19 protein-coding genes are annotated in these 22,829 nt (G+C 69.7%); 12 read left to right on the top strand and 7 right to left on the bottom strand.

Features of this window, described 5'->3' with window-relative positions; all coding sequences use genetic code 11:
- Position 1 precedes the first annotated feature (1 nt).
- The 3 genes from ACQP1O_RS15640 (at position 2) to ACQP1O_RS15630 (ending at position 3,729) form a co-directional block, all read left to right on the top strand.
- Positions 2–1,381, top strand: coding sequence for a hypothetical protein (locus tag ACQP1O_RS15640; protein ID WP_433566503.1), 1,380 nt, complete (start codon positions 2–4; stop codon positions 1,379–1,381).
- A gap of 547 nt (positions 1,382–1,928) precedes the next feature.
- Positions 1,929–2,795 (top strand): alpha/beta fold hydrolase, encoded by an 867-nt coding sequence (locus ACQP1O_RS15635; RefSeq protein WP_433566502.1) that lies wholly within the window; start codon positions 1,929–1,931, stop codon positions 2,793–2,795.
- A gap of 337 nt (positions 2,796–3,132) precedes the next feature.
- Positions 3,133–3,729: a helix-turn-helix domain-containing protein gene (locus ACQP1O_RS15630; RefSeq protein ID WP_433566501.1), complete on the top strand. Its 597-nt coding sequence runs from the start codon at positions 3,133–3,135 to the stop codon at positions 3,727–3,729.
- A gap of 33 nt (positions 3,730–3,762) precedes the next feature.
- Here the strand turns inward: ACQP1O_RS15630 and ACQP1O_RS15625 are convergent, their stop codons facing one another.
- Positions 3,763–4,404 carry a dihydrofolate reductase family protein gene (locus tag ACQP1O_RS15625; RefSeq protein ID WP_433566500.1) on the bottom strand — a complete coding sequence of 214 codons (642 nt, stop codon included), beginning with the start codon at positions 4,402–4,404 and terminating at the stop codon, positions 3,763–3,765.
- Between the two features lie 88 nt (positions 4,405–4,492).
- Entirely contained in the window at positions 4,493–5,479 is a 987-nt protein-coding gene (locus ACQP1O_RS15620; protein ID WP_433566499.1) for a heme o synthase, read from the bottom strand.
- A 385-nt stretch (positions 5,480–5,864) separates the two neighbouring features.
- Here ACQP1O_RS15620 and tkt point away from each other — a divergent pair, with 385 nt between their 5' ends.
- The 5 genes from tkt to pgl are packed head-to-tail and all read left to right on the top strand — an operon-like array spanning position 5,865 to position 12,341.
- Positions 5,865–8,009 carry a transketolase gene (tkt, locus tag ACQP1O_RS15615; RefSeq protein ID WP_433566498.1) on the top strand — a complete coding sequence of 715 codons (2,145 nt, stop codon included), beginning with the start codon at positions 5,865–5,867 and terminating at the stop codon, positions 8,007–8,009.
- Positions 8,010–8,013: 4 nt separating this feature from the next.
- Positions 8,014–9,144, top strand: a complete 1,131-nt coding sequence (gene tal, locus ACQP1O_RS15610) for a transaldolase (RefSeq protein ID WP_433566497.1) — start codon at positions 8,014–8,016, stop codon at positions 9,142–9,144.
- Positions 9,145–9,146: 2 nt separating this feature from the next.
- Positions 9,147–10,709: a glucose-6-phosphate dehydrogenase gene (gene zwf / locus ACQP1O_RS15605; RefSeq protein ID WP_433566496.1), complete on the top strand. Its 1,563-nt coding sequence runs from the start codon at positions 9,147–9,149 to the stop codon at positions 10,707–10,709.
- The gene (gene opcA / locus ACQP1O_RS15600) at positions 10,706–11,614 is read left to right on the top strand and encodes a glucose-6-phosphate dehydrogenase assembly protein OpcA (protein ID WP_433566495.1); all 909 of its coding nucleotides are present in this window, start codon (positions 10,706–10,708) and stop codon (positions 11,612–11,614) included. Before zwf ends, opcA begins: the two co-directional genes overlap by 4 nt.
- Positions 11,607–12,341, top strand: a complete 735-nt coding sequence (gene pgl, locus ACQP1O_RS15595) for a 6-phosphogluconolactonase (RefSeq protein ID WP_433566494.1) — start codon at positions 11,607–11,609, stop codon at positions 12,339–12,341. Before opcA ends, pgl begins: the two co-directional genes overlap by 8 nt.
- A 61-nt stretch (positions 12,342–12,402) precedes the next feature.
- On the opposite strand, the gene ACQP1O_RS15590 is transcribed toward pgl, so the two are convergent.
- The 3 genes from ACQP1O_RS15590 to ACQP1O_RS15580 form a co-directional block, all read right to left on the bottom strand.
- Entirely contained in the window at positions 12,403–12,819 is a 417-nt protein-coding gene (locus tag ACQP1O_RS15590) for a hypothetical protein (protein ID WP_433566493.1), read from the bottom strand.
- Positions 12,816–13,076, bottom strand: coding sequence for a hypothetical protein (locus tag ACQP1O_RS15585; RefSeq protein ID WP_433566492.1), 261 nt, complete (start codon positions 13,074–13,076; stop codon positions 12,816–12,818). Before ACQP1O_RS15585 ends, ACQP1O_RS15590 begins: the two co-directional genes overlap by 4 nt.
- A gap of 183 nt (positions 13,077–13,259) precedes the next feature.
- Positions 13,260–13,472 carry a hypothetical protein gene (locus tag ACQP1O_RS15580; RefSeq protein ID WP_433566491.1) on the bottom strand — a complete coding sequence of 71 codons (213 nt, stop codon included), beginning with the start codon at positions 13,470–13,472 and terminating at the stop codon, positions 13,260–13,262.
- A gap of 92 nt (positions 13,473–13,564) precedes the next feature.
- Here ACQP1O_RS15580 and ACQP1O_RS15575 point away from each other — a divergent pair, with 92 nt between their 5' ends.
- The 3 genes from ACQP1O_RS15575 to ACQP1O_RS15565 all read left to right on the top strand — a co-directional run bounded on the left by ACQP1O_RS15575 (position 13,565) and on the right by ACQP1O_RS15565 (position 18,943).
- Positions 13,565–16,468: an AfsR/SARP family transcriptional regulator gene (locus tag ACQP1O_RS15575; RefSeq protein ID WP_433566490.1), complete on the top strand. Its 2,904-nt coding sequence runs from the start codon at positions 13,565–13,567 to the stop codon at positions 16,466–16,468.
- 53 nt (positions 16,469–16,521) lie between these two features.
- Complete coding sequence (locus tag ACQP1O_RS15570) at positions 16,522–17,952, top strand: FAD-binding oxidoreductase (protein ID WP_433566489.1); 1,431 nt, start codon at positions 16,522–16,524, stop codon at positions 17,950–17,952.
- Positions 17,953–18,148: 196 nt separating this feature from the next.
- Positions 18,149–18,943, top strand: coding sequence for a hypothetical protein (locus ACQP1O_RS15565; RefSeq protein WP_433566488.1), 795 nt, complete (start codon positions 18,149–18,151; stop codon positions 18,941–18,943).
- Between the two features lie 59 nt (positions 18,944–19,002).
- Here ACQP1O_RS15565 and ACQP1O_RS15560 read toward each other — a convergent pair whose 3' ends face one another.
- Complete coding sequence (locus tag ACQP1O_RS15560; protein ID WP_433566487.1) at positions 19,003–20,052, bottom strand: Lrp/AsnC family transcriptional regulator; 1,050 nt, start codon at positions 20,050–20,052, stop codon at positions 19,003–19,005.
- Between the two features lie 105 nt (positions 20,053–20,157).
- Here ACQP1O_RS15560 and ACQP1O_RS15555 point away from each other — a divergent pair, with 105 nt between their 5' ends.
- Positions 20,158–21,321 (top strand): lactate 2-monooxygenase, encoded by a 1,164-nt coding sequence (locus ACQP1O_RS15555; RefSeq protein WP_433566486.1) that lies wholly within the window; start codon positions 20,158–20,160, stop codon positions 21,319–21,321.
- A gap of 16 nt (positions 21,322–21,337) precedes the next feature.
- Here ACQP1O_RS15555 and ACQP1O_RS15550 read toward each other — a convergent pair whose 3' ends face one another.
- Positions 21,338–22,735: an amidase gene (locus tag ACQP1O_RS15550; RefSeq protein WP_433566485.1), complete on the bottom strand. Its 1,398-nt coding sequence runs from the start codon at positions 22,733–22,735 to the stop codon at positions 21,338–21,340.
- Between the last annotated feature and the right edge of the window lie 94 nt (positions 22,736–22,829).

Below are 22,829 nucleotides of genomic sequence, written 5' to 3'. Positions count from 1 at the left end.
GATGTTGGTGAAGGTCCGTAACGACGACCCGTCGCGGCTGTCGAGCACCGAACGCACCGTGGTGAACTGGCTCAAATCCTGGAGCGGACCGCACGCCGTGCCCGGCATCGCCATCGTGCAGTGCCAGGACGCCGATGTGGTGGTGTGGACGCCGCAGACCTGCGTGGTGGTCGGCGTGCACGGATTCACCGAGCGGGTGACCGGGACGCTGGCGTGCGCGCAGGATCAGCCGTGGACCGTGGACGGCAAGCCCGCACCCATCGACGGAGACGCCGATCCGCTGGAGCGGGTGCGCCGCCAGACCGTGGACCTCGCCGGGCAATTGCGTTCCGCGCCCGGACGCGAGCATGTACCGGTCAGCGGGCTGGTGCTGCTGGTGCCGCAACTGGGCAGTCGTGTGAAGCTGGAGAAGGGCGCGCTGCCCACCGGTATCGACGTGCTGATCGGCGACGGGCCGTCCTCGCTGCGCGCCTATTTCACCACGCTGGCCGAGGGCGCCCCGGCGTCGTGGGATGCGGGACAGGTCGGGCAGGCGCTGGGGGCGCTCGGGTTCGCCGCAGCCGCAACCTATTCCGATCTGGTGTCGGAGGGATTCCCGGTGCCGGACTCGGCACGGGACGCTCCCCTGCCGTTCGCGAACCGGCCGACCGAGGTGATGGTGCCGTCGGTCCCGTCGGTGCCCGTCCATTCCGCCGAGGGCGGCCCCGGCGCGGCCGAACCGGGACCCGCTGCTGAATCCGCGAGCGGTGGTGATCGTCCTGCCGTACAACAGGATCCGGCGCGCCGCACCGGCGCAGGCAGTGCCGCCGCGGCCGCGATCGCGGGTGCCACCTCGGCGACCGCGGCCGAGCGGGCCTACCGCGCGCTGGCGGGCAGGTCCGAGCCGAAGGCGCCGAGCCGGGGCACGCTACCGCCTCCGACACCGATCCCGGGCGCGGCCGCGGCCGGGCGGCCGCCGCAGCCCGCACCGACTCAGCCCCTGTCCGCACCGTCCGGTGCGCCGCAGTTCGGGCAACCGCCGCAGCCGCGTCAACCCGCGCCGCCGGGTTTCGGGCCGGGCCCCCAATCCTGGTCGCAGCCTGGTCCTTCCGGTCCGTCGCAGGAGCGCGAGAGGTTCCCGCTGTGGAACGAGCGGCAGGCCACGAGCGGGACCGACAAGAAGCGTCGCAAGGATCTGCCGATCATCGGCGGCCTGGTGCTCGCGGTGATCATCCTGATGATCGCCATCGCCTGCACGGGCCGGACCACGCCGACGCCCGGCAAACAACAGCCGCCGCACTCCGCGGTCGTCCAGACGACCACCTCGCCGCATTCGGTCGACCCGACGCTGCCCTCGACCACCATCGCACCCGCCTGTTTCCCGTTGCAGCCCTGCAACTGACCGCTCCCCTCACCGGAATCCGGTGCGGGGCCGGGAAACCGAATGGTCTGCACGCCGACGGTGGCGCCGAGGATGAGCATGCCGTTTCCGACTGCGCGGGTGGCGAGGTGCGGAGCCGGCCCGGTTCCGTACTGGGCGAACACATTTCCGACGGCCGGGTCGGAGGGCGTAGAGCGTGCGGGCGTGCCAATCGGTCGCTCAGACGCGCCCGGCGGCCACCACTGGGGGGTGCGGGAGTGGTGGTGCGCCACAGCACGTGGCAGCGCCCGGGGCGGTCGTGCGAATCGCCATGGTGCCGTCGGCACACGGCAGGTAGGCCACATCACCCGCGACCGCGGCCGTGAAGGCGCCGCAACCGGTGAAAGCCGGTGCGGCCGAGGAGATGCCGACCGAGTAGTCCAGGAGCCCATCGGCTTCCGCCGCCGCACCGGGCGCCCAGATGCCGCGCCGGCACCGCTCATTCGTCGGCCCGGCCGTACTCCGCCATCGTGACACACCGCCGAGGAGCCACCGATGAATTCCGCCGCGCGGTACCGTCCTTATCGATATGACCGAACACATCCTTGAAACGCCCGAAGCTGATCTCGCCTACGACCTGCTGGGACCGACGCCGTCCGCGAGCGCGCACCGGCCGCTCATGATGATCGGCCAGCCCATGACCGCCGACGGATTCGCCACGCTGGCTTCGTATTTCCCGGAGCGGACCGTGATCACCTACGATCCGCGCGGGCTCGGCCGCAGCGTCCGCAAGGACGGGCGCACCGACAATGCGCCGACCGTGCAGGCCGAAGATGTGCACGCGCTGATCACCGCGCTCGGCGTGGGCCCGGTGGACCTGTTCGCCAGCAGTGGCGGCGCGGTCACCGCGCTGGCCCTGGTCACCGCGCATCCCGACGATGTGGCCACGCTGGTGGCGCACGAGCCGCCGATGATCCCGGTGCTGCACGATGCCGCGGCCGCCGAGCGCGCCCGCGCCGCGGTCCGCGACGCGTACCAGGCCAAGGGATCCTTCGCGGGCATGGCGGCGTTCATCGCCTGGACGTCGTGGCAGGGCGAGCTCACCGACGCCTACTTCGCCCAGCCGCCGGCCGATCCGGCCATGTTCGGCATGCCCACCATCGACGACGGCACCCGCGACGACCCGCTGCTGTCGGAAGCCTCCTGGGCGGTGACCGACTATGCCCCCGATGTCGCGGCGCTGCAGGCGGCGAGCACGCGGGTGCTGATCGCCGTGGGCGAGGAGTCCAAGGGCGTCTTCACCGGCCGCACCGCCGAGGCCACCGCGGCCATCCTGGGCAGCAGCCCGGTCGTGTTCCCCAGTCACCACGGCGGATTCACCGGCCCCGACGGCGGCTACCCGGGGCAGCCGGAGGCTTTCGCCGAGCGACTGCGCGAGGTCCTCGACGAGAGCTGACGGGCTGGGCATAGTCCGCGGTAGCGAATATTCGCCCCGCCTGTTCTACCGCTCTTCGTACGCCTCCCGATGCCATGGCCGGGTGGGATGATCGACTCGGAAAACGAAGGGCTGCTATCGATCACATGCCCCGCGAGTCGTCGGGGAGGCCATTCGGACGGTCGCCCCCGATCGGCGGGCGACCTCGGGGTCAGCGGCTGAGGCGCGGGCCGATGAGGGAGGCGCGCTCCATGATCCGCGTCTGCGGCCAGTAGCCGCTCGCGGCCTAATGCTGGACGGCACGGTTGTCCCGGATTGCAGTCAATTGACTACACCTGACGTACGCTACCGTAGTCGAATGACTACACCAGCCGCAAGGACTTCGTCGGACGAAGGCGGACCGCTCGGGCGCGACGCCGTGGTCTCGGCCGTGCTCACCCACGCCGCCGACCTGTTCGCCGAGCGCGGTCCGGCCGCGACCTCCATCCGGGATATCGCCGACCGGGCCGGGGTCAACCACGGATTGGTCTTCCGCCACCTCGGGGCCAAGGACAAAGTGGTGACGGCCGTGCTCGATCACCTGGCCACCGAAACCGCGGCGCTCGCCGCGGCGGGCGCGCTCGCACCGGACGACCCGCGCCTGCGCCGGCACTGGAGTGTGCTGGCCCGCGCGATCCTCGACGGCTACCCGGTCGGGCAGATGCAGAGCCGGTTCCCGGTCATCGAATCCCTGGTCGATCAGGCTCGCACGCAGCATGCCGACGACCGGGACGCCGCCCTGGCCGTCGCGAATGTGGCCGCGTTCATGATCGGCTGGCAGCTGTTCGAACCGTTCCTGCGCAATGCCGTCGGACTCGACGACATGTCGACCGAGCAACTGCGACAAGCCGTCGGGACCGAGGCGGCGGCGATCCTGCGCGGTCCGGTCCCCCGCCCCACCGCCGCCGGTGAATGAGCCGGTGCGCGAACAGGTCCTGTGCGCCCGGGCCTATTGCCCGGTGAACCAGAGGTGGGTGACGGCCCTGGTGCTGATCATGTCCGACAGGCGGTAGCCGGGCAGGGTGCCGATGTCCTGGAACAGCCGTTCGCCGGACCCCAGCAGGATCGGGACCTGTACCACGTGCAGTTCGTCGATCAGGCCCGCCGCCAGGAACTGGCGGATGGTGCCCACGCCACCGCCCAGGCGGACATCGCGGCCTCCGGCCGCTTCGAAAGCCTGCTTCAGGACGGCTTCGGGGGTGTCGGAGACGAAGTGGAAGGTGGTGCCGCCCTGCATCGGAAGCGCGGGACGGGGGTGGTGGGTCATGACGAAGGTGTCGTGATGATACGGCGGGTTGTCGCCCCACCAGCCGGTCCAGGAGTGGTCGGGCCAGTCGCCGCGGATCGGGCCGAACATATTGCGGCCCATGATGGTGGCCCCGATACCGCAGTCGCCCGCGGCGAGGAGATCGTTGTCGGCGCCGAGGTCGCCACCGCTCTCGCCGATCATCTCGCGGCCGTATCGGGTCTGGAAGACCCAGTCGTGCAGGCGTTCGCCGCCGATCCCCAGTGGGGCGTCGGGGCCCTGATCGGGCCCGGCGGCGAAACCGTCCAAGGAGACGGCGAAATTGTGGACGCGAAGTTTCGGCATGACGCGGTCCTCTCGGGTGAGCGGGCGGCGGTTCCGCCCCTACCCTGTCATCGAACGGCGGGGAGCCGAATCGACACGCGCGTCAGGATCAGCCGAAGAGGGTATGGCCGAGGGTGTGCCAGCCGAGCACCGAGTCGACGGCCAGGCCGCAGAAGACGACGGCCAGATAGTTGTTGGACTGCAGGAACAGTCGCAGGGGCTTGACCGATTCGCCCTTGCGCACACCGGAGTACAGCTGGTGGGCCATGAGCAGGAACCAGGCGCCGGCCACCAGCGCGACGGCGGCGTAGATCACACCGGCGGCGGGGACCAGGGCGAAGGTGGCCAGGACGGTCAGCCAGGTGTAGATGACGATCTGCTTGGTGACCGTCTGCTCGGTGGCGACGACCGGGAGCATCGGCACGCCCGCGGCCTTGTAGTCCTCCTTGTACCGCATGGCGAGCGCCCAGGTGTGCGGCGGCGTCCAGAAGAAGATCACCAGGAACAGCACGATGGCGGGCCAGCCGATGTTTCCGGTCGCCGCGGACCAGCCGACCAGGGCGGGCATGCAGCCGGCCGCCCCGCCCCACACCACGTTCTGCGAGGTCCGGCGCTTGAGACCGAGGGTGTAGACGAAGACGTAGAACAGGATGGTCGCCACGACCAGCGCGCCCGAGAGCAGATTGGCCTGCCACCACAGCCAGGCGAAGGAGGCCAGGCCGAGGGTGACGCCGAAGACGAAGGCATTGCGGGTGGGCACGGCCTCGCGGGCCAGCGGACGCTTGGAGGTCCGCTTCATCACCTTGTCGATGTCGGCGTCGGCGACGCAGTTGAGGGTGTTTGCGCTGGCCGCGCCCATCCAACCGCCGAACAGGGTGACCAGGATGAGCCGGATGTCGACGTGGCCGCGGTCGGCCAGCAGCATGGTGGGAATCGTCGCGACGAGCAGCAATTCGATGACCCGGGGCTTGGTCAGCGCGATGTAGGCGAGCACCCGCCTGGCCGCCACCGCCAGCGGGCCACTGCCCGTCACACGGTCGGCGAGCACCGCCCCGGAGGAGCCGTGAGCGCCACCCGGCTGTTGCCCAATCCCCACTGTTTCTCCTCGCACGCCGTGCATTATCCGATCCGATCTGGAACTAGCAGCGCGCTCTGCCGATCCCCAGACACAGCCCAGTGCGGCGCGGCCACTACTACAGAGCATGGTAGACCCACGGCGACCATGCTCCCGACCAGGTCCACCCCGGCGCGGCCCGAGACCGGTTCGCGATGCGTACACCGGGCAGTCACGAACAGGTCCGGGAAACGCCACGAACCAGAGACGCCGCGGGCGGTGATTGCGGGTTCCCGTATGACCACGAAACGCCGCCCTTTAGGGTGGTTGTAGATCGGTGCGGCCGCGTCGCACCCGGATCGAACGCAGCGAATCCCCCGCCGCCCACAACCGCATCGTTGACGAGAAGGTCAGGAGAACCTCGGTCGTGTCAGTCACAGACGACATCCGCGCGCTCACTCAGCCGAACCACCCCACCGACTGGACCGATCTGGATACCAGGGCCGTCGATACGGCCCGGGTCCTCGCCGCCGATGCGGTCCAGAACACCGGCAACGGCCATCCGGGCACCGCCATGAGCCTGGCCCCGCTCGCGTACACGCTGTTCCAGCGTGTGATGCGGCTGGATCCCAGTGATCCGGCCTGGGCGGGCCGCGACCGTTTCGTGCTCTCCTGCGGTCACTCCAGCCTCACCCTCTACATCCAGCTGTACCTGGCCGGCATGGGTCTCGAGCTGACCGACCTCGAGCACCTGCGCAAGTGGGGTTCGCTGACCCCGGGTCACCCGGAGTACCGCCACACCGATCACGTCGAGATCACCACCGGCCCGCTGGGCCAGGGCCTGGCGTCGGCGGTCGGCATGGCGATGGCGGCGCGACGCGAGCGCGGGCTGTTCGATCCCGAAGCGGCACAGGGCAAGTCGCCGTTCGACCACTTTATCTACGTGGTGGCCTCCGACGGTGACATGGAGGAGGGCGTCACCTCCGAGGCGTCCTCGCTGGCGGGCACCCAGCAGCTGGGCAACCTGATCGTCTTCTACGACGACAACAAGATCTCCATCGAGGACGACACCCGCATCGCCTTCACCGAGGACACCGCCGCGCGCTACCGCGCCTACGGCTGGCACGTGCAGACCGTCGAGGGCGGCGAGGACGTGACCGGCATCGAGGCGGCCATCGCCGCGGCGCAGGCCGAGACCGACAAGCCGTCGATCGTCCTGCTGCGCACGATCATCGGCTACCCGGCCCCTAACAAGATGAACACCGGCTCCTCGCACGGCGCCGCGCTGGGCGCCGACGAGGTCGCGGCCACCAAGAAGATCCTGGGCTTCGATCCGGAGAAGAGCTTCGACGTGGACGGCGCGGTCATCGCGCACTCGCGCGGCAATGTCGCCGACCGCGCCAAGGCCGCCCGTGCCGTCTGGCAGGAGCAGTACGACGCGTGGGCCGCCGCCAACCCGGAGAACAAGGCGCTGTTCGACCGCCTGCAGGAGCGTCGCCTGCCCGAGGGCTGGGCCGAGACCCTGCCGACCTACGACGCCGACCCGAAGGGCATGGCCACCCGCAAGGCGTCGGGCAAGGTGCTCGCCGCGCTGGCGCCGGTGCTGCCGGAGCTGTGGGGCGGTTCGGCCGACCTGGCCGAGTCCAACAACACCACCATGCCGGGTGTGCCGTCGTTCGGCCCCGAGTCCATCTCCACCGGTGCGTGGAAGGCCAACCCCTACGGCCGCACCCTGCACTTCGGTGTGCGTGAGCACGCGATGGGCTCGATCCTGAACGGCATCGCGCTGCACGGACCGACCCGTCCGTACGGTGGCACCTTCCTGGTGTTCTCCGACTACATGCGCCCGGCCGTGCGCCTGGGCGCGCTCATGCGCACCCCGGTCACCTACGTGTGGACCCACGACTCCATCGGCCTCGGCGAGGACGGCCCGACCCACCAGCCGATCGAGCACCTCGCCGCACTGCGCGCCATCCCGGGCCTGAACGTGGTCCGCCCCGGCGACGCCAACGAGACCACCTACGCCTGGCGCACCATCCTGGAACGCGATAGCGCCGAACGGCATTCGCACTTCCTGGTCTCCGAGCCGCCGCACCAGGACGGCCCGTCCGCGCTGGCACTGACCCGCCAGGACCTGCCGATCCAGGAGGGCACCAGCTACGAGGGCGTCCGCAAGGGCGGCTACATCCTGGCCGAATCCTCCACCGGCGCACCGCAGGTAATCCTGATCGCCACCGGTTCGGAACTGCAGCTCGCCGTCGAGGCGCGCGCTACGCTCGAGGCACAGGGTGTCGGCACCCGCGTGGTGTCCATGCCGTGTGTGGAGTGGTTCGACGCGCAGGAGCAGTCCTACCGCGATGAGGTCCTGCCGCCGTCGGTGCGGGCCCGCGTCTCGGTGGAGGCCGGTATCGCGATGCCGTGGCACCGTTTCACCGGTGACGCCGGTGAGAACGTGTCCATCGAGCACTTCGGTGCCTCGGCCGATTACAAGACGTTGTTCCGTGAGTTCGGCATCACCGCCGATGCCGTCGTCGCCGCTGCCACCCGCTCGCTTGCCAAGGTGAAGGGATAAGTCCATGACCCAGAACACGAACACCGCGGCCCTGTCGGCCGCCGGGGTCTCGGTGTGGCTGGACGACCTGTCGCGTGATCGCATCAAGTCCGGAAACCTCCAGGGCCTGATCGACTCTCGCAATGTCGTCGGTGTCACCACCAACCCGACCATTTTCCAGGGCGCGCTCGCCAAGGGCCACGCCTACGACGAACAGGTCACCGAGCTCGCCGCCCGCGGCGCGGACATCGATTCGGCCATTCGCACCATCACCACCGATGACGTGCGCGCGGCCTGCGACCTCTTCGCCGGCATCTTCGCCGAGACCAAGGGCGTCGACGGCCGCGTGTCCATCGAGGTGGATCCGCGCCTGGCCTTCGACACCGACGGCACGGTCGCCCAGGCGATCGAGCTGTGGAAGATCGTGGATCGCCCCAACCTGCTGATCAAGATCCCGGCCACCGAGGCGGGCCTGCCCGCCATCACCCGGGTGATCTCCGAGGGCATCAGCGTGAACGTGACGCTGATCTTCTCTGTGCAGCGCTACATCTCGGTGATGGGCGCCTACCTCGACGGTCTGCGCAACGCCCACACCGCCGGGCACGACATCGCCGGAATCCATTCCGTCGCTTCGTTCTTCGTCTCCCGCGTGGACACCGAGATCGACAAGCGGCTCGAGGCCATCGGCAGCGCGGAGGCGCTCGCCCTGCGCGGCAAGGCCGGAATCGCCAACGCGCGCTTGGCCTATGCCGCCTACCAGGATGTATTCGACGGCGGTGCGCACACCGACGTCTACCGCAAGCTGGCGTCCGCGGGCGGCAACAAGCAGCGTCCGCTGTGGGCCTCGACCGGTGTGAAGAACCCGGAGTACCCGGACACCATGTACATCACCCAGCTGGTGGGCCCCAACACGGTCAACACGCTGCCGGAGAAGACCCTCGAGGCCTTCGCCGATCACGGTGTGCTGGAAGGCGACCGGCTCGCGGGCCTGGCCGCCGAGGCGCAGCAGGTGTTCGATCAGCTGGTCGCGGCGGGCATCGACCTGGCGGACGTGTTCGGTGTCCTCGAGACCGAGGGTGTCGACAAGTTCGTCGCCTCCTGGGAGGACCTGCTCGTGGCCACCACCGAAAAGCTGCAGGTGGCGGGAGGAAACTGACGGTGGCAGGCGCAGCGACGACGGTCGCGACGCCGAACCCGCTGCGCGATACACGCGACAGCCGGGTTCCGCGCATCGCTGGACCGTGCAGCTTGGTGATATTCGGCGTTACCGGTGACCTGTCGCGGCGCAAAGTGCTGCCGGCCATCTACGACCTGGCGAACCGGGGGCTGCTGCCCCCGGGCTTCTCCCTGGTCGGCTTCGCGCGCCGGGACTGGACCGACGAGGACTTCGCGAACCTGGTTCACGAGTCGGTGTCCTCCTCGGCGCGCACTCCCTTCCGGGAGGAGGTGTGGCAGCAGCTCAAGGAGGGCCTGCGTTTCGTCCGCGGCACGTTCGAGGACGACGCGGCCTTCCACAAGCTGGCCACCACCCTCAAGGATCTGGACCGCGATCGCGGGACCGGCGGCAATACCGGTTTCTACCTGTCGATTCCGCCCAGTGACTTCCCGATCGTGCTCGAGCAGCTGTCCAAGAACGGTCTGGCCCAGCCCGCGGATTCGCCCGCCGGACAGCCCGAACCGTGGCGGCGGGTGGTGATCGAGAAGCCCTTCGGGCACGACCTGAAGAGCGCCCAGGAGCTCAATGCCCTGGTGAACACGGTGTTCCCGGAGCGTTCGGTGTTCCGCATCGACCACTACCTGGGCAAGGAGACGGTGCAGAACATTCTGGCGCTGCGCTTCGCCAACCAGCTGTGGGATCCCATCTGGAACGCCAACTATGTGGACCATGTGCAGATCACCATGGCCGAGGACATCGGCCTGGGTGGTCGCGCGGGCTATTACGACGGCATCGGCGCGGCCCGCGACGTCATCCAGAACCACCTGCTGCAGCTGCTGGCGCTGACGGCCATGGAAGAGCCGGTGAGCTTCCAGCCCAAGCAGCTGCAGATCGAGAAGATCAAGGTGCTCTCGGCGACGAAACTCGTCGAGCCGCTGGACGAGACGACGGCGCGCGGCCAGTACACCGCGGGCTGGCAGGGCAGTGAGCCGGTGGTGGGCCTGCTGCAGGAGGAGGGTTTCGATCCCAACTCCCGCACCGAGACCTACGCGGCCATCACCCTGGCCGTGGAGACCCGCCGCTGGGCGGGGGTGCCGTTCTATCTGCGCACCGGGAAACGGCTGGGCCGCCGCGTCACCGAGATCGCGGTGGTGTTCAAGCGGGCCCCGCACCTGCCCTTCGACCAGACCATGACCGAGGAGCTCGGGCAGAACGCGCTGGTCATCCGGGTCCAGCCGGACGAGGGCATCACCATGCGATTCGGGTCCAAGGTGCCCGGGTCGTCGATGGAGGTGCGCGACGTGAACATGGACTTCAGCTACGGCGAGGCGTTCACCGAGGACTCCCCCGAGGCCTACGAGCGGCTCATCCTGGATGTGCTGCTCGGGGTGCCGTCGCTGTTCCCGGTCAACGAAGAGGTCGAATTGTCCTGGCGCATCCTCGATCCCGCGCTCGCGCGCTGGGCCGAGACCGGCAAGCCCGACCCGTACGAGGCGGGCGGCTGGGGCCCGGAATCCGCCGACGAGATGCTCGCGCGCAGCGGGCGGGAATGGCGGCGTCCGTGATCATCGACATGCCCGACACCGACACCCGCGAGGTGTCGAAACGTCTTGTGCAGCTGCGGGAATCCAATGGCGTGGTAACCATGGGCCGGGTGCTCACCCTGGTGGTGTGCACGCTGGACAGCTCCGAGGCCGAGGACGCCATCGACGCCGCCAACGACGCCAGCCGGGAGCACCCGTGCCGGGTGATAGTGCTGGCACGCGGTGACCGCATGGCCCCGACCCGGCTGGATGCGCAGATCCGCGTCGGCGGTGACGCCGGGGCGGCCGAGGTGATAGTGCTTCGCCTGCAAGGGGATCTGGTGCCGCACGAGTCGAGTGTGGTGATCCCGTTCCTGCTGCCCGACACCCCCGTGGTGGCGTGGTGGCCGCGGGGCGCGCCGGAGTTCCCGTCCAAGGATTCGGTGGGCCGCCTGGCGACCCGCCGCATCACCGACGCGACCTTCGCCTCGGATCCGCAGGAGACCATCAAGGGCCGGCGGCAGTCCTACGCGCCCGGCGACACCGATCTGGCGTGGAGCCGGGTCACCTACTGGCGGGCGCTGCTGGCGGCGGCGCTGGACGAGGCTCCGTTCGAACCCGTTGAGTCCGTGACGATTTCGGGCCTGAAGGAAGAGCCGGCGCTCGACATGCTGGCGGGCTGGCTGGCCGCTCGGATGGACTGCCCGGTGGTGCGGCGCACCGGCGAGCTCAAGGTGGAGATGCACCGGCCCACGGTGTCGATCTCCATCGCGCGTCCGCAGCACGGCCGGACCGCGACGCTCTCCCGTACCGGTGAACCCGACCAGCGTTTCGCGCTGGCCCGCCGCGAGACCAAGGACTGCCTGGCCGAGGAACTGCGCCACCTCGACGCGGACGACATCTACGCCGAGGCCCTCACCGGAATCGAAAGGGTGACCTATGAGTAAGCCCGCTGTCGAAACCTTCGCCACCACCGACGAACTCGTGCAGGCCGCGGCCGCGAAGTTCGTCGCCCAGGTGGTGGAGGCACAGCGTCTGCGCGGCTCCGCCTCGGTGGTCCTGACCGGCGGCGGCACCGGTATCGCCCTGCTGGAATGGGTCCGCAAGGCCCCCGGCGACATCGACTGGTCCAAACTCGACGTCTTCTGGGGCGACGAGCGTTTCGTCCCCACCGGCGACGCCGAACGCAATGAACTGCAGGCCCGCCAGGCCCTGCTGGACCACGTCCCGGTCGACCCGGCCCGCGTCCACCCCACCGAGACCTCCAGCGGCGACTACCCCGACCCGCTCGAGGCCGCCGGCGAGTACTCGGCCACCGTCCACGCCCACCTGGCCGAACACGGCGCCTTCGACCTGCACCTGCTGGGCATGGGCGGTGAGGGCCACATCAATTCGCTGTTCCCCCACACCGACGCCACCCGCGAGGAACACGAACTGGTTGTGGCCGAAACCAATTCGCCCAAGCCACCCGCGGTCCGCATCACCCTGACCCTCCCCGCCATCCGCAAGTCCCGTCACGTGATGCTCATCGTCTCCGGCGAGGCCAAAGCCGCCGCGGTAGCCGCGGCCCTCAACGACGCCTCCCCCCTCGACATCCCCGCCGCCGGCGCCATCGGCACCGAATCCACCACCTGGCTCCTCGACGAATCCGCCGCCGCGGATCTACCAAGCTGATCACGATGAACGGCGTCCTCCGCTGTCCCACCCGGGCCGCCGTTCACGTTGTCCAGCACAGTTATTCGTCGGAAAATTCGACAATGCTCACTGGGAACGGCAGGCGTTGCTCGACCTCGGCCCATCGCGTCCGGTCGATGGTGATGATTTCCCAGTCCAGGTAGCGGGCTACCGCCACAGTGTGCGCCGCGGGCAAGTCGATCGGTTCAACGGCTGCGGCCATGACGTCGGCCAGCTCATCGGCGTCGTTGGTCGTGGCGAGGGCCGCGATCAGAATCGACTGAATATTCTCTACCACACCGTTGACCTGGGCACGCTGGTCGTCGGACAATCCGACGAGGCCGGCGGTCAGCGCCAGAATCGGGACAGCGACGCGAATGTCTCGACCGTCGAGGACCGCGATGAGGTTGGAGACATTCCTGTCGCCGAATGCGTATGCGTGGATAACCGTGTCATCGAGTACGTAACCGACGCTCACCCTTTCGCCGCCTGTCGTTGCGCCAGCCGCTGTTCGAGCAGGTCGGCCTGCCTCTCGGCCCACGCTACCGCGCTCGCATCCTGTCGATCAGCGGCGATGCGCGTCTCCCAGGCCAGCCGATTGCGGGTCTGGGCCGACTTGTAGTGGGCTATCAGGCGGTTGATCACCGCGTCGAGCGACTCGTTCGGCCTGGCTAGCGTCTGGAGCTCATCACGGGTCGCCGGACGTGTAGTGATGGTGGTCTTGTTCTCAGCCATGCTTGGAAGCATATCTGTAATGCCTGAAGCATTACAGGATTTCCGCGATCGATACACTCGCCGCACCGGACGCCCGGTGTGCCCATCACACCCGCATGCCGAATCCACCGAACCCGCAGGTCCACAGAGGTGCGAAGCGCTGGAATCGAGTAGTTGGTTGCTCGCGACCTCGACCAGGGTCGGTCATAGTGTGGGGCTCAGAGTCCGAAGGGTTCGGCGGTCGGTGAATTCGACGACGCCGACCGGGAACGGCAACCGCCGCTCGACATCGGGCCATCGCGACCGGTTGCTGGTGATGATCTCCCAATCCAGGTAGCGGGCGACCGCGCCGGTGTGCGCGGCAGGCAGGTCGATGGGTTCGTTCGCGGATTCGTAGAGCTCGCGCTTGCCCAGCACGGAAATACCCGCCGCCCGAATCCACGCCGATGCGCGGTGCGGCTCCCGCGCCAGGTTAGATTGCTGGACGAGAGCTGGTAGTGAGGTGATCCGTGGGTGACGCGCGGGGTGAAGTCGATGATGATCTCGCGCGGCCGCAGGTGCGGTTGCGCGTACTGGGCGGGCTGGCGGCCACCGTCGCCGGGCGACCGGTCGATCTCGGCGGTGTGCGGCAACGAACATTGCTGGCGGCGTTGATCGCCGCGTTCCCGCACGAGGTGTCGGCCGATCGATTGCTGGAGCAGGTGTGGCACGACGCCCCCGATCCGTCGGTCGGTTCCCTGCATTTCGGGATCTCGAAACTGCGCGATCGGCTCGAGCCCGACCGCCGCCGCGGCGCCGAGGGTGTGATCAGCCGCTGCGGCACCCGATACCAGCTGGATCTGGTCGCGGAACGGATCGATGCGCACCGATTCGCCGAGCAGATCGCGGTCGCCGAATCTGCCTGCGCGGCGGGTGATCCCGATTCCGGGCTGCGGGCGTACGAGGCGGCGCTGGGCGAATGGCGGGGCGCGCCGTACGCGGACGTGGCCGACGCCGATTTCGTGCGGTCCGAGATCGCCAGGCTGAACGCGCTGGAACTGCGGGCGCGCAAGGCACTGGTGGAATTGCGGCTCGACGCCGGCCTCGTCGATGCCGCCTTGGCCGATGCCGATGGCCTGGTGTCGGTGCATCCGCTCGACGAACGCGCCTGGGAGCTGGCGGTGCTGGCCCGCTATCGGGCAGGGCGGCAATCCGATGCCCTTGCGGCCCTGCGGAATGTCCGCCGCCTGCTCGACGCCGAGCTCGGCATCGAACCCGGTGTCCGGTTGCGCGAACTGGAGACCGCGATCCTGCGCCACGACGAGGATCTGCTGCGCGGGTCTGCGAAGCCGGCGCCGGGTGGGTCGCCCGCGCTCGCACCGATCACGCCGATGCCGGCACCCCGCACCCAGTTGATCGGCCGCACAAGCGAACTCGACGAAATCGGCCGGGCCGTGAGCGCTACACGGCTGGTGACACTGGTCGGCACCGGCGGCGTCGGCAAGACCCGGCTGGCCCTGGAGACGTGTCGCCGGCTGCCCGCCGGCGACGGCCCGTGGTGGGTCGATCTGGCCCCGATCGAATCCGATGAGCTGGTCACCGCCACGGTGGCCGCGGCCGTGCAGGTCCGGGGCGCGAGCTCGCCGGATCGGCTCGCGGACATCCTCGCGAGCAGGGAATGCACGCTGCTACTGGACAATTGCGAGCATGTCCTCGACGGAGTCGCCGCTGTGGTGAACACGCTGTTGAGCCACTGCCCTCGGGTCCGGATCCTGGCCACCAGCAGGGAGCCACTCGAGCTCGACGGTGAGCGCATCATCGAGATCTCACCCCTGGACGAGGCCGACGCCGTCGAGCTGTTCGCCGTCCGGGCCGCCGGTGTGGTCGACGGCTGGACGCTCGATGAGCGGGTACGCGAACCGGTGCGGCGGATCTGCGCAGACCTCGACGGCATCCCGCTCGCGGTGGAACTGGCCACCGCGCAACTGCGGGTGCTGTCCGAACATCAGATCGCCGACGGCCTCGCCGACCGCTTCACCCTGCTGGCCGGGGGCGCGCGCACCGCACCCGCACGACAGCGCCGCTTGGCCGACACCATCGACTGGAGTTACCGTCTGCTCGATCCCGGCGAGGCGCGGCTGCTGCGTGACATCGCCGTCTTCGCCGGAGGTTTCGATATCGATGCCGCGGCTGCGGTGCACGGTGCGTCCACACCGATGGCGGTTCTCGAACCGCTGACCGGTCTGGTGCGCCGATCGCTGCTGCGAGTCCAGCCCGCGTCGTCGCCGCGGCGCTATCGGATGCTGCAGTCGATCCGCGAATTCGCGCTGGCCCGTTGTGAACCCGACGAGCTCGCCCGGGTGCGTGCCGCGCACCGGCGCACCGTGCTGGACCGGTCCCGGGCCGCGGCGGCGCATCTGCGGGACGCGCGGTCGGCGCAGCTGCTGGACGCGCTGAGCGCCGATGTCGCCGAACAGCGCAGTGCGATCGCGTCCGCGTTCGCGGCGGGAGACCCCGGCTATGTGCTGCGGCTGGCGGCGGCCCTGTACTGGTTCTGGTATCGGCATGGGTTCATCGGGGAAGGCATCGCGGCGATCACGGGCGCGCTCGCCGCGACCACGCCGCCCGGACACGGGGTCGACGGTCCGACATTGTCGGCCGCGCTGGGCGGGCTCGGCGGGCTGTACTACCTGTCGGGCGATCCGGTCCGCGCTGTGGAGGCGACCGAGCGGGCGGTACATGTCGCGGCCGAGACCGACGATCGGGCCACGGCCGCGTGGATGCGGTCATGGACAACGTATATGCGCGCGGTCGCCGCGCCCTCGACCGCGGCGGCGGACGCGGCCCGGGCTGCGGTCGCCGAAGCCGGTGCGGTCGCTCGGCCGTGGCAGCTGGCCGAGGCCCTGATGATCGAGGGCATGATCCTGCGCTTCACCGAGGGTCCGGATGCGGCGAGGGACACACTGCGCGAGGCGGTTTCGGTCGCCGAACGCTGCGGGCACCGCTGGCCGGTCGCGTCCGCGTCGTGGACCCTGGCCCGCTGCGCGATGGCCGCCGGCGACGCTGCCGACGCCCGCACGGCGTTGCGCACCATGCAGACCACACTGGAGCTGGACGGGGATGTCACCTCGTGGCTGGTGATGGTGCATATGGCCGCGGCGCTCGCCGCCTGGTGGGGCCGCCCCGCCGACGGCGCCCGCCTGCTCGGGGCGGTGCGGGCGCTGGGAGGGCGGATCGGGTTCCTGCCGGAGGTGATGGATCCGCTGGACGCACCCCGCGACGCCGCCGCGGTTCGGGCGGCGTTGCCTCCCGCGGATTTCGACGCGGGTCTGGCGGCGGGTGCGAGCATGACGCGTGCCGAGGTGAACGCGCTGGTGAGCGCGATCGCCGCGGAACCCGCCAATGTTGCTGGGCGGGAGCTAAGTTCGCGCTAAGCGTGGCGCGGTCTCCTGGAAATCGATCAGCACCATCGACTTCCAGGAGCCACATGTCCAGCGTCTTCGATCCGCCCGCGCCGACCACCGCCGAGCCGATGCCGAGCTCCGTGCTCGCCGAACACCTGCGCGCGGCGGTCGCCGGTGAGGTCCACACGCCCGGCCAGGACGGTTACCGGTTGTCGGCGACCGGATTCAATGTCGCGACCGAGCATCGGGCCGCGGCCATCGTGGTGGCCAGCAGCGCCGCCGATGTCACGGCCGCCGTGAGGATCGCGAACGCGACCGGCCACAGGGTCGCGGTGCAGGCCACCGGCCACGGGGCCGCTCCCACACCGCCGGGAAGCATCCTCGTCGATACTTCGCTGCTGGACGCGGTGTCGATCGATCGGGATCACCGCACCGCCACCGTGGGCGCGGGCGTGCGCTGGCAGCGAGTCCTGGACATGGTCGCCCCGTTCGGCCTCGCCCCACTCGCGGGATCGTCCACGAGCGTCGGCGTGGTGGGCTATACCCTGGGCGGCGGTCTGGGCCCGATCGCCCGCACCTATGGTTTCGCCGCCGACCATGTCACCGCTATGGAGGTGGTGACCGCGGACGCCACCCTGCGCCGGGTCTCCCCCGATATCGAACCCGAGCTGTTCCGGGCGCTACTCGGCGGCGGCGCGGCCTTCGGGATCGTCACACAGATGACCTTCCGGCTGTTCCCGATCCGCACCCTGTACGCGGGCGGCCTGACCTACCGGATCGAGGACGCGGCGCAGGTGCTGCGGGCCTGGCGGAATTGGATGGCGACGGTGCCGGAGACCGTGACCAGTTCGGTGGCGATCCTCAATCTGCCTCCGCTGCCGGAGATTCCGGAGCCGCTGCGCGGAGCCACGGTGTTGCACCTGCGCTACGCCCATGTCGGCGACCCGGCCGAGGGCGCCGCGCTGCTGGCGCCACTGCGGCCGGTGGCGGCGCCGTTGCTGGACACCGTCGCCGAAATGCCCTACGCGGCACTGGCTTCCATCCACAACGACCCGGTCGACCCGATGCCGGCAGCCGATCGGTCGACCCTCCTGCGCGAACTACCCGACGCCGCCGTCGACGCGCTGCTGGCGGCCGCCGGGCCCGCGGGCGGCCTGCCGATCACCATGGCCGAGATCCGTGCCCTCGGTGGCGCGCTCGCGCGAGAGTCGCTCGCCCCCACCACTGTCGCGGGCCGGCAGGCGGCGTTCAATCTCCTGGCGGTCGGCGTCCTGGCGCCGCCGATCGCATCGGCGGTTCCCGCGGCGCTCGATGCCGTGATCGGGGCCCTGTCCCCGTGGAGTCTCGGTGCGGCCGCGCCGAACTTCGCCTCGGATCCACACGGCCGTCCCGCAACCGAAACCATGGCCGCGTGGACCGCCGCCCAGCGCGAGCGCCTGGTCGATGTTCGCCGCCGCTACGATCCCGCCGGCCTGTTCGGCCCGGCCGCCCGCTGGACCGTGCCCGAGCACTGAACCCCGGCGGCCCGGCGGGACCTGCCACCGGTCGAAGGACCACGCGGGGTGTTGCAGGTCCCGTCCGGCCGACCGGAGCCCTGTGTGAGTCGGCGCCCCGGATTCGGATTCGGGTAGTTCACTACTCGTGAGCCCGGCGCCGGACCGGCCTAGCGTCGGGCGCAGGCGTCGAAAGGTTCGGCGCGGAGGGAATGACATGATCGACATCATTACTCTGCGGGGTACCGGGGAGCAGCGGAACAGCGATGGGACGCCGGCGGGCATGCTGCACGATGTCACCAAGCTGCTGGATACGGGGAAGTTCCGGTCTTTCGAGCCGGATTGGCCTGCTTCGATCGGGCCGGATCCGGATACGTGGGGGCCGTCGCTGGACACGTCGGTGCGGTTGGGGGTGACGGCCGGGGTCGAGGCGTTGCAGGATTCGCCGAATGTGTGTGGGCTGATGAGTTATTCGCTGGGTGGGATCGTGGCGAGCACGATTCTGCAGGGGGTGCGAGCGGGTATCTATACCAATGTCGACGGGTCGCCGTTGGAGATCGCGTTCGTGGTGAATATCGCCAATCCGATGCGGCGGGCGGGGCAGTCGGTCGGGAATCTGTGCCCGGCAACGACATACGGGCTGCACGGGCAGCGGGGGGCGTGGCCGCTGGATATGGACGTGCGGGAGTACGCGAATCCCGGCGACATCATCACCGCCTCCCCCGCCGATTCGCCGCTGCGGGCCATCGATACCGCGATTTCGCCGTTCTCGCTGGTCGAGGGGGCGCGGATCGGGAATCTGACGCCGGTGGTCTTCCATGAGCTGCTGGAATTCCTGATGCAGGATCCGGTGGCGAACCTGAATCGGTACGAGGCGGCGGTGCGTGGGCTGATCGGGTATCTGACACCGTGGCCGGACGGGCAGCACGTGCTGTATTCCGGGCACAATATGCCGGGCACGGGCATGCTGTGGACGACCCATGCGGCGGAGTACCTCAACGCGAACTTCTGAGACCCCTCAGCCGAGAATTGGCGTCGAAATTCCGTGCGCCGGTGACAGATTGCCAACCCTCAATGTGAATCATCCTGTGCCGGTGCAGTTTCCCGCCAGATATCGGGTGGCACCACGACACGGGAGCGGCCGTGGCGGTCGAGGATGCGGCCGAGCAGTTTCTCGTGCCGCAGCGTGATGGTGCGTTCGGTGACGACGAGCTCGGGATGCAGTGTGGCGATCTGGTTTTCGAAGCGGGTGACCTCGGCGACCGAGTGCAGTCCAGCCTGCAGCACCAGATTGTGGGTGCCGCTGACGGCGGCGCAGTTGCGGGTCTGCGGGAGCCGGATGAGCCCGTAGCCGATCTCGGGCAGCGCGGCGGTGGGCGCGGTCGCCCAGAAGGTGACCGCGACCGGCCAGCCGCCCAGCGGGCGCGCGAAATCGCAGCGGAAGCTGAGCAGTCCGAGACGGGTGAGCTCGTCGATGCGGCGTTTGACGGTCGAGGCGCTGGTGCCGAGGGCGGCCGCGAGGACGCTGTGTGCGGCGCGGCCGTCGCGGGCCAGGGCGCCGATGAGAGCCCGGTCCAGCGGGGTGACGCGGCGGCCGCGGTCGGCCCCGGCCGGGGCGGGCGGGGTGCGCAGCTGGTCGCGCTGGCCGGGGGCGAGGGCATCGATGCGCCAGCTGCCGCCCTCGGCGAACCAGTGGGTCACGATGCGGGTGCGCACGGCCGCGATGTGCGCGACGGCCGGCAGCACGTCGAGGGTGTAGCGCGACATCTGCCCGAAATCGCCGGTGGCGACGGTGGCGAGAATGCGGTTGCTGCCACCCGCGCGTTCCAGGGTGAGCATGTGCGGGTGCGCGGCCAGGGTAGCGACCACCGCGTCGGTCTGCCCTGCGGCGCAATCGATGTCGACGAAGGCGGCGCACAGCAGATCGAACACCGCCGGGCCGGGTGAGACGCTGATCCAGGCCTCGCCGCGGTCACCGAGCCGTTGCCAGCGGCGGGCCACGGTCACCGGGTCCACGCCGAGCACCCGTCCGAGGTCGGTCCACGAGGCGCGGGGCCGCAGTTGCAGGGCGTGGATGAGCGCGAGCTCCTCCTCGGTCAGCAGCCTGACGTCATCCTGCACCGTCTGCCACCCTCTGCTCGTATCCTGCGATTCACCTGTGCCCGATGCCCAGTCTCGCACAATCGCAGTGGCCCTTTCGGCAGAGACGGAACTGGAGAGTGCGTCGTGGCATTCGGTGATTTTCAGAACGAGATCTACTTCAACGGGTTGCGCGGGGTGGTCCCGGCGCTGCCGGTGAGCTTCGAGGAGCTGGCCGAGCGGGCGCAGGCGGCGCTCCCGCCGTCGGTGTGGTCGTATGTGGCGGGCGGCGCGGGCGACGAGCGCACCCAGCGGGCCAATGTGGCGGCGTTCGATCGGTGGGGCGTGATTCCGCGCATGTTCGTGGGCGCCAAGCAGCGTGACCTGTCGGTGGAATTGTTCGGAAGCACCTGGCCCGCACCGGTTTTCATGGCACCGGTGGGCGTGATCGGCCTGTGCGCGCAGGACGGGCACGGTGATCTGGCGACCGCGCGGGCCGCGGCGCGCACCGGCGTCCCCATGGTGGCGTCCACGCTGAGCGTGGATCCGATGGAGGACGTGACGGCCGAATTCGGTGACACCCCCGGCTTTTTCCAGCTCTACACGCCCACCGACCGGGATCTGGCCGCCAGCCTGGTGGAGCGGGCCGAGCGGGCGGGGTTCAAGGGCATCGTGGTGACCCTCGACACCTGGGTGACCGGCTGGCGGCCGCGCGATCTGTCCACCGGCAATTTCCCGCAGCTGCGCGGGCACTGCCTGGCCAACTATTTCACCGATCCGGTGTTCCGGGCGAGCCTGGCGCAGTCGCCGGAGCAGGATCCGCAGTCGGCGATCCTGCGCTGGATCCAGGTTTTCGGCAATCCGCTGACCTGGGCGGATCTGCCGTGGCTGCGCTCGCTGACGAAGCTGCCGCTGATCGTGAAGGGCATCTGCCATCCCGAGGACGCGCGTCGCGCCCGGGATCTGGGCGTGGACGGCATCTACTGCTCCAATCACGGTGGCCGCCAGGCCAATGGCGGGCTCCCCGCGCTGGACGTGCTGCCCGAGGTGGTGGCCGCCGCCGAGGGGCTGCCGGTGCTGTTCGATTCCGGGGTGCGCTCGGGCGCGGGCATCATCAAAGCGCTGGCGCTGGGCGCGTCCGCGGTCGGCATCGGCCGCCCCTACGCCTACGGGCTGGCGCTGGGCGGCGCGGACGGCATCGTGCACGTGCTGCGGACGCTGCTCGCGGAGGCCGATCTGATCATGGCGGTGGACGGGTATCCGGCACTGAAGGATCTGACGCCCGAGGCGCTGCGCGCGGTCTCGGTCTAGGGCCGGTGCGTGCCCGTCACTGCTGGATGCCGCGGAAGGGGTGGACGGATTCGAGGGCGTAGGCGAGTTCGAGCAGGGTGCGTTCGTCGCCGTGGAGGGCGGAGAACATCACCCCGATGGGGAGACCGGACTCGGATGCGCCCATCGGGAGCGAAAGGGCCGGCGCCCCGGTCACATTCGCGAACGGTGTGTAGGTGACATAGTCCAGCAGGCGGCCGAACACCTCGTCGAAGGGCTGACCGGGGCTCAGGTAGCCCAGGCGGGGTGTGAGGCTCGCCAGCACCGGGGACACCACGAGTTCGACGTCGCGGAAGGAGTCCCCGTAGGCGCGGCGGAGGCGCGAAAGCCGGTACAGCACAGCGGGTGAGCGCAGGGCGGAGCCGCGGAAGCGGGCGGCCAGGCCGCGGGTGAAGGGGTCGAGGCGGGCGGGATCGAAGGACCGGCCGAAGCTCAGTTTGCCGGTGATGCTGCCCAGGAAGGCCAGCATCGCCCAGTAGCTGGCGAAGTCCTCGGCGAAGCCCCGGTCCACCGGGTAGGGGATGGGCCGCACCTCGTGGCCGAGGCCCTCCAGCAGCGCGACGGTGTCCTCGAGGACCGTGCGGATCTGCGGGTCCAGGGTTGCCCCGGTGATGGGATCGCTGAGCAGGCCGATGCGCAGCCGCCGCTGGGCGGGCCCCTCGACGAGCCCGATCGGCGGCAGTGCAGGATTGCGCCAGAAGCGTTCGGCCGCAGCGAAATAGGTGGCGGTATCGCGGACCGTGCGGGTGAGCACGCCCTCGGAGACCAGGTTGATCGGCATGGAACGTGCCTGCGGGCCGTCGATGTGACGGCCGCGCGTCGGTTTCAGGCCGACCAGCCCGCAACAGGCGGCAGGAATCCGAATGGAACCGCCACCGTCATTACCGTGCGCGATCGGCACCGCACCCGCCGCGACCAGGGCGGCCGAACCACCCGACGAGGCGCCCGACGAGAACTCGGTGTCCCACGGATTGGGGGTCGGTTCGGCATCGACGAATTCGGTCGTCGCGTTCAGCCCGAACTCGGGCAGAGTGCTCTTGCCGAGCACGGTCATACCGGTGCCCAGAAACTGTTTCGTGAAGGGTCCGTGCGCCTTCGCCGGCCGGGCCCGCCAGGCCGCACTGCCGTGCTGGGTCGGCAGCCCGGCCACATCGGTGTTGTCCTTCACGAAGGTCGGCACGCCGTACAGCAGCGCATCCCGATCCCCCGAGACCAGCGGCGTATCCGCCTCCACCACAACCGCGTGCAACACCGGATTCACCTGCGCCACCCGCTCCCGGGCCGCCTTGGCAACCTCGGCCGCACTCAACTCACCGCTGCGGATCAGTGCGGCAATGGCCACCCCGTCATGCTCGCCGAGCGCGTCATCGCCGAAAGCGTGAACTCGAACTGCCATGAACCGGGCCTCCTGGTCGACAACACCCGATGTCTGCACGACGCTACGCCCCCCACTGGACACCCGAACAGCAGGATCCTCGAATCGACCGGTG

The organism is Nocardia sp. CA-151230, assembly GCF_050942175.1.
Classification (GTDB): Bacteria; Actinomycetota; Actinomycetes; order Mycobacteriales; family Mycobacteriaceae; genus Nocardia.
Note: the sequence above shows the minus strand (reverse complement) of the source record. Positions and strands in the feature narration are given on the sequence as shown.

Bases quoted from the DNA above. Each gene is read 5' to 3' on its own strand.
- tal (WP_433566497.1), top strand. From the start codon at position 8,014: ATGACCCAGAACACGAACACCGCGGCCCTGTCGGCCGCCGGGGTCTCG.
- ACQP1O_RS15565 (WP_433566488.1), top strand. From the start codon at position 18,149: ATGATCGACATCATTACTCTGCGGGGTACCGGGGAGCAGCGGAACAGC.
- ACQP1O_RS15585 (WP_433566492.1), bottom strand. From the start codon at position 13,076: ATGGCTGAGAACAAGACCACCATCACTACACGTCCGGCGACCCGTGAT.
- ACQP1O_RS15550 (WP_433566485.1), bottom strand. From the start codon at position 22,735: ATGGCAGTTCGAGTTCACGCTTTCGGCGATGACGCGCTCGGCGAGCAT.
- ACQP1O_RS15640 (WP_433566503.1), top strand. From the start codon at position 2: ATGTTGGTGAAGGTCCGTAACGACGACCCGTCGCGGCTGTCGAGCACC.
- ACQP1O_RS15570 (WP_433566489.1), top strand. From the start codon at position 16,522: ATGTCCAGCGTCTTCGATCCGCCCGCGCCGACCACCGCCGAGCCGATG.
- ACQP1O_RS15635 (WP_433566502.1), top strand. From the start codon at position 1,929: ATGACCGAACACATCCTTGAAACGCCCGAAGCTGATCTCGCCTACGAC.
- ACQP1O_RS15625 (WP_433566500.1), bottom strand. From the start codon at position 4,404: ATGCCGAAACTTCGCGTCCACAATTTCGCCGTCTCCTTGGACGGTTTC.
- ACQP1O_RS15630 (WP_433566501.1), top strand. From the start codon at position 3,133: ATGACTACACCAGCCGCAAGGACTTCGTCGGACGAAGGCGGACCGCTC.
- pgl (WP_433566494.1), top strand. From the start codon at position 11,607: ATGAGTAAGCCCGCTGTCGAAACCTTCGCCACCACCGACGAACTCGTG.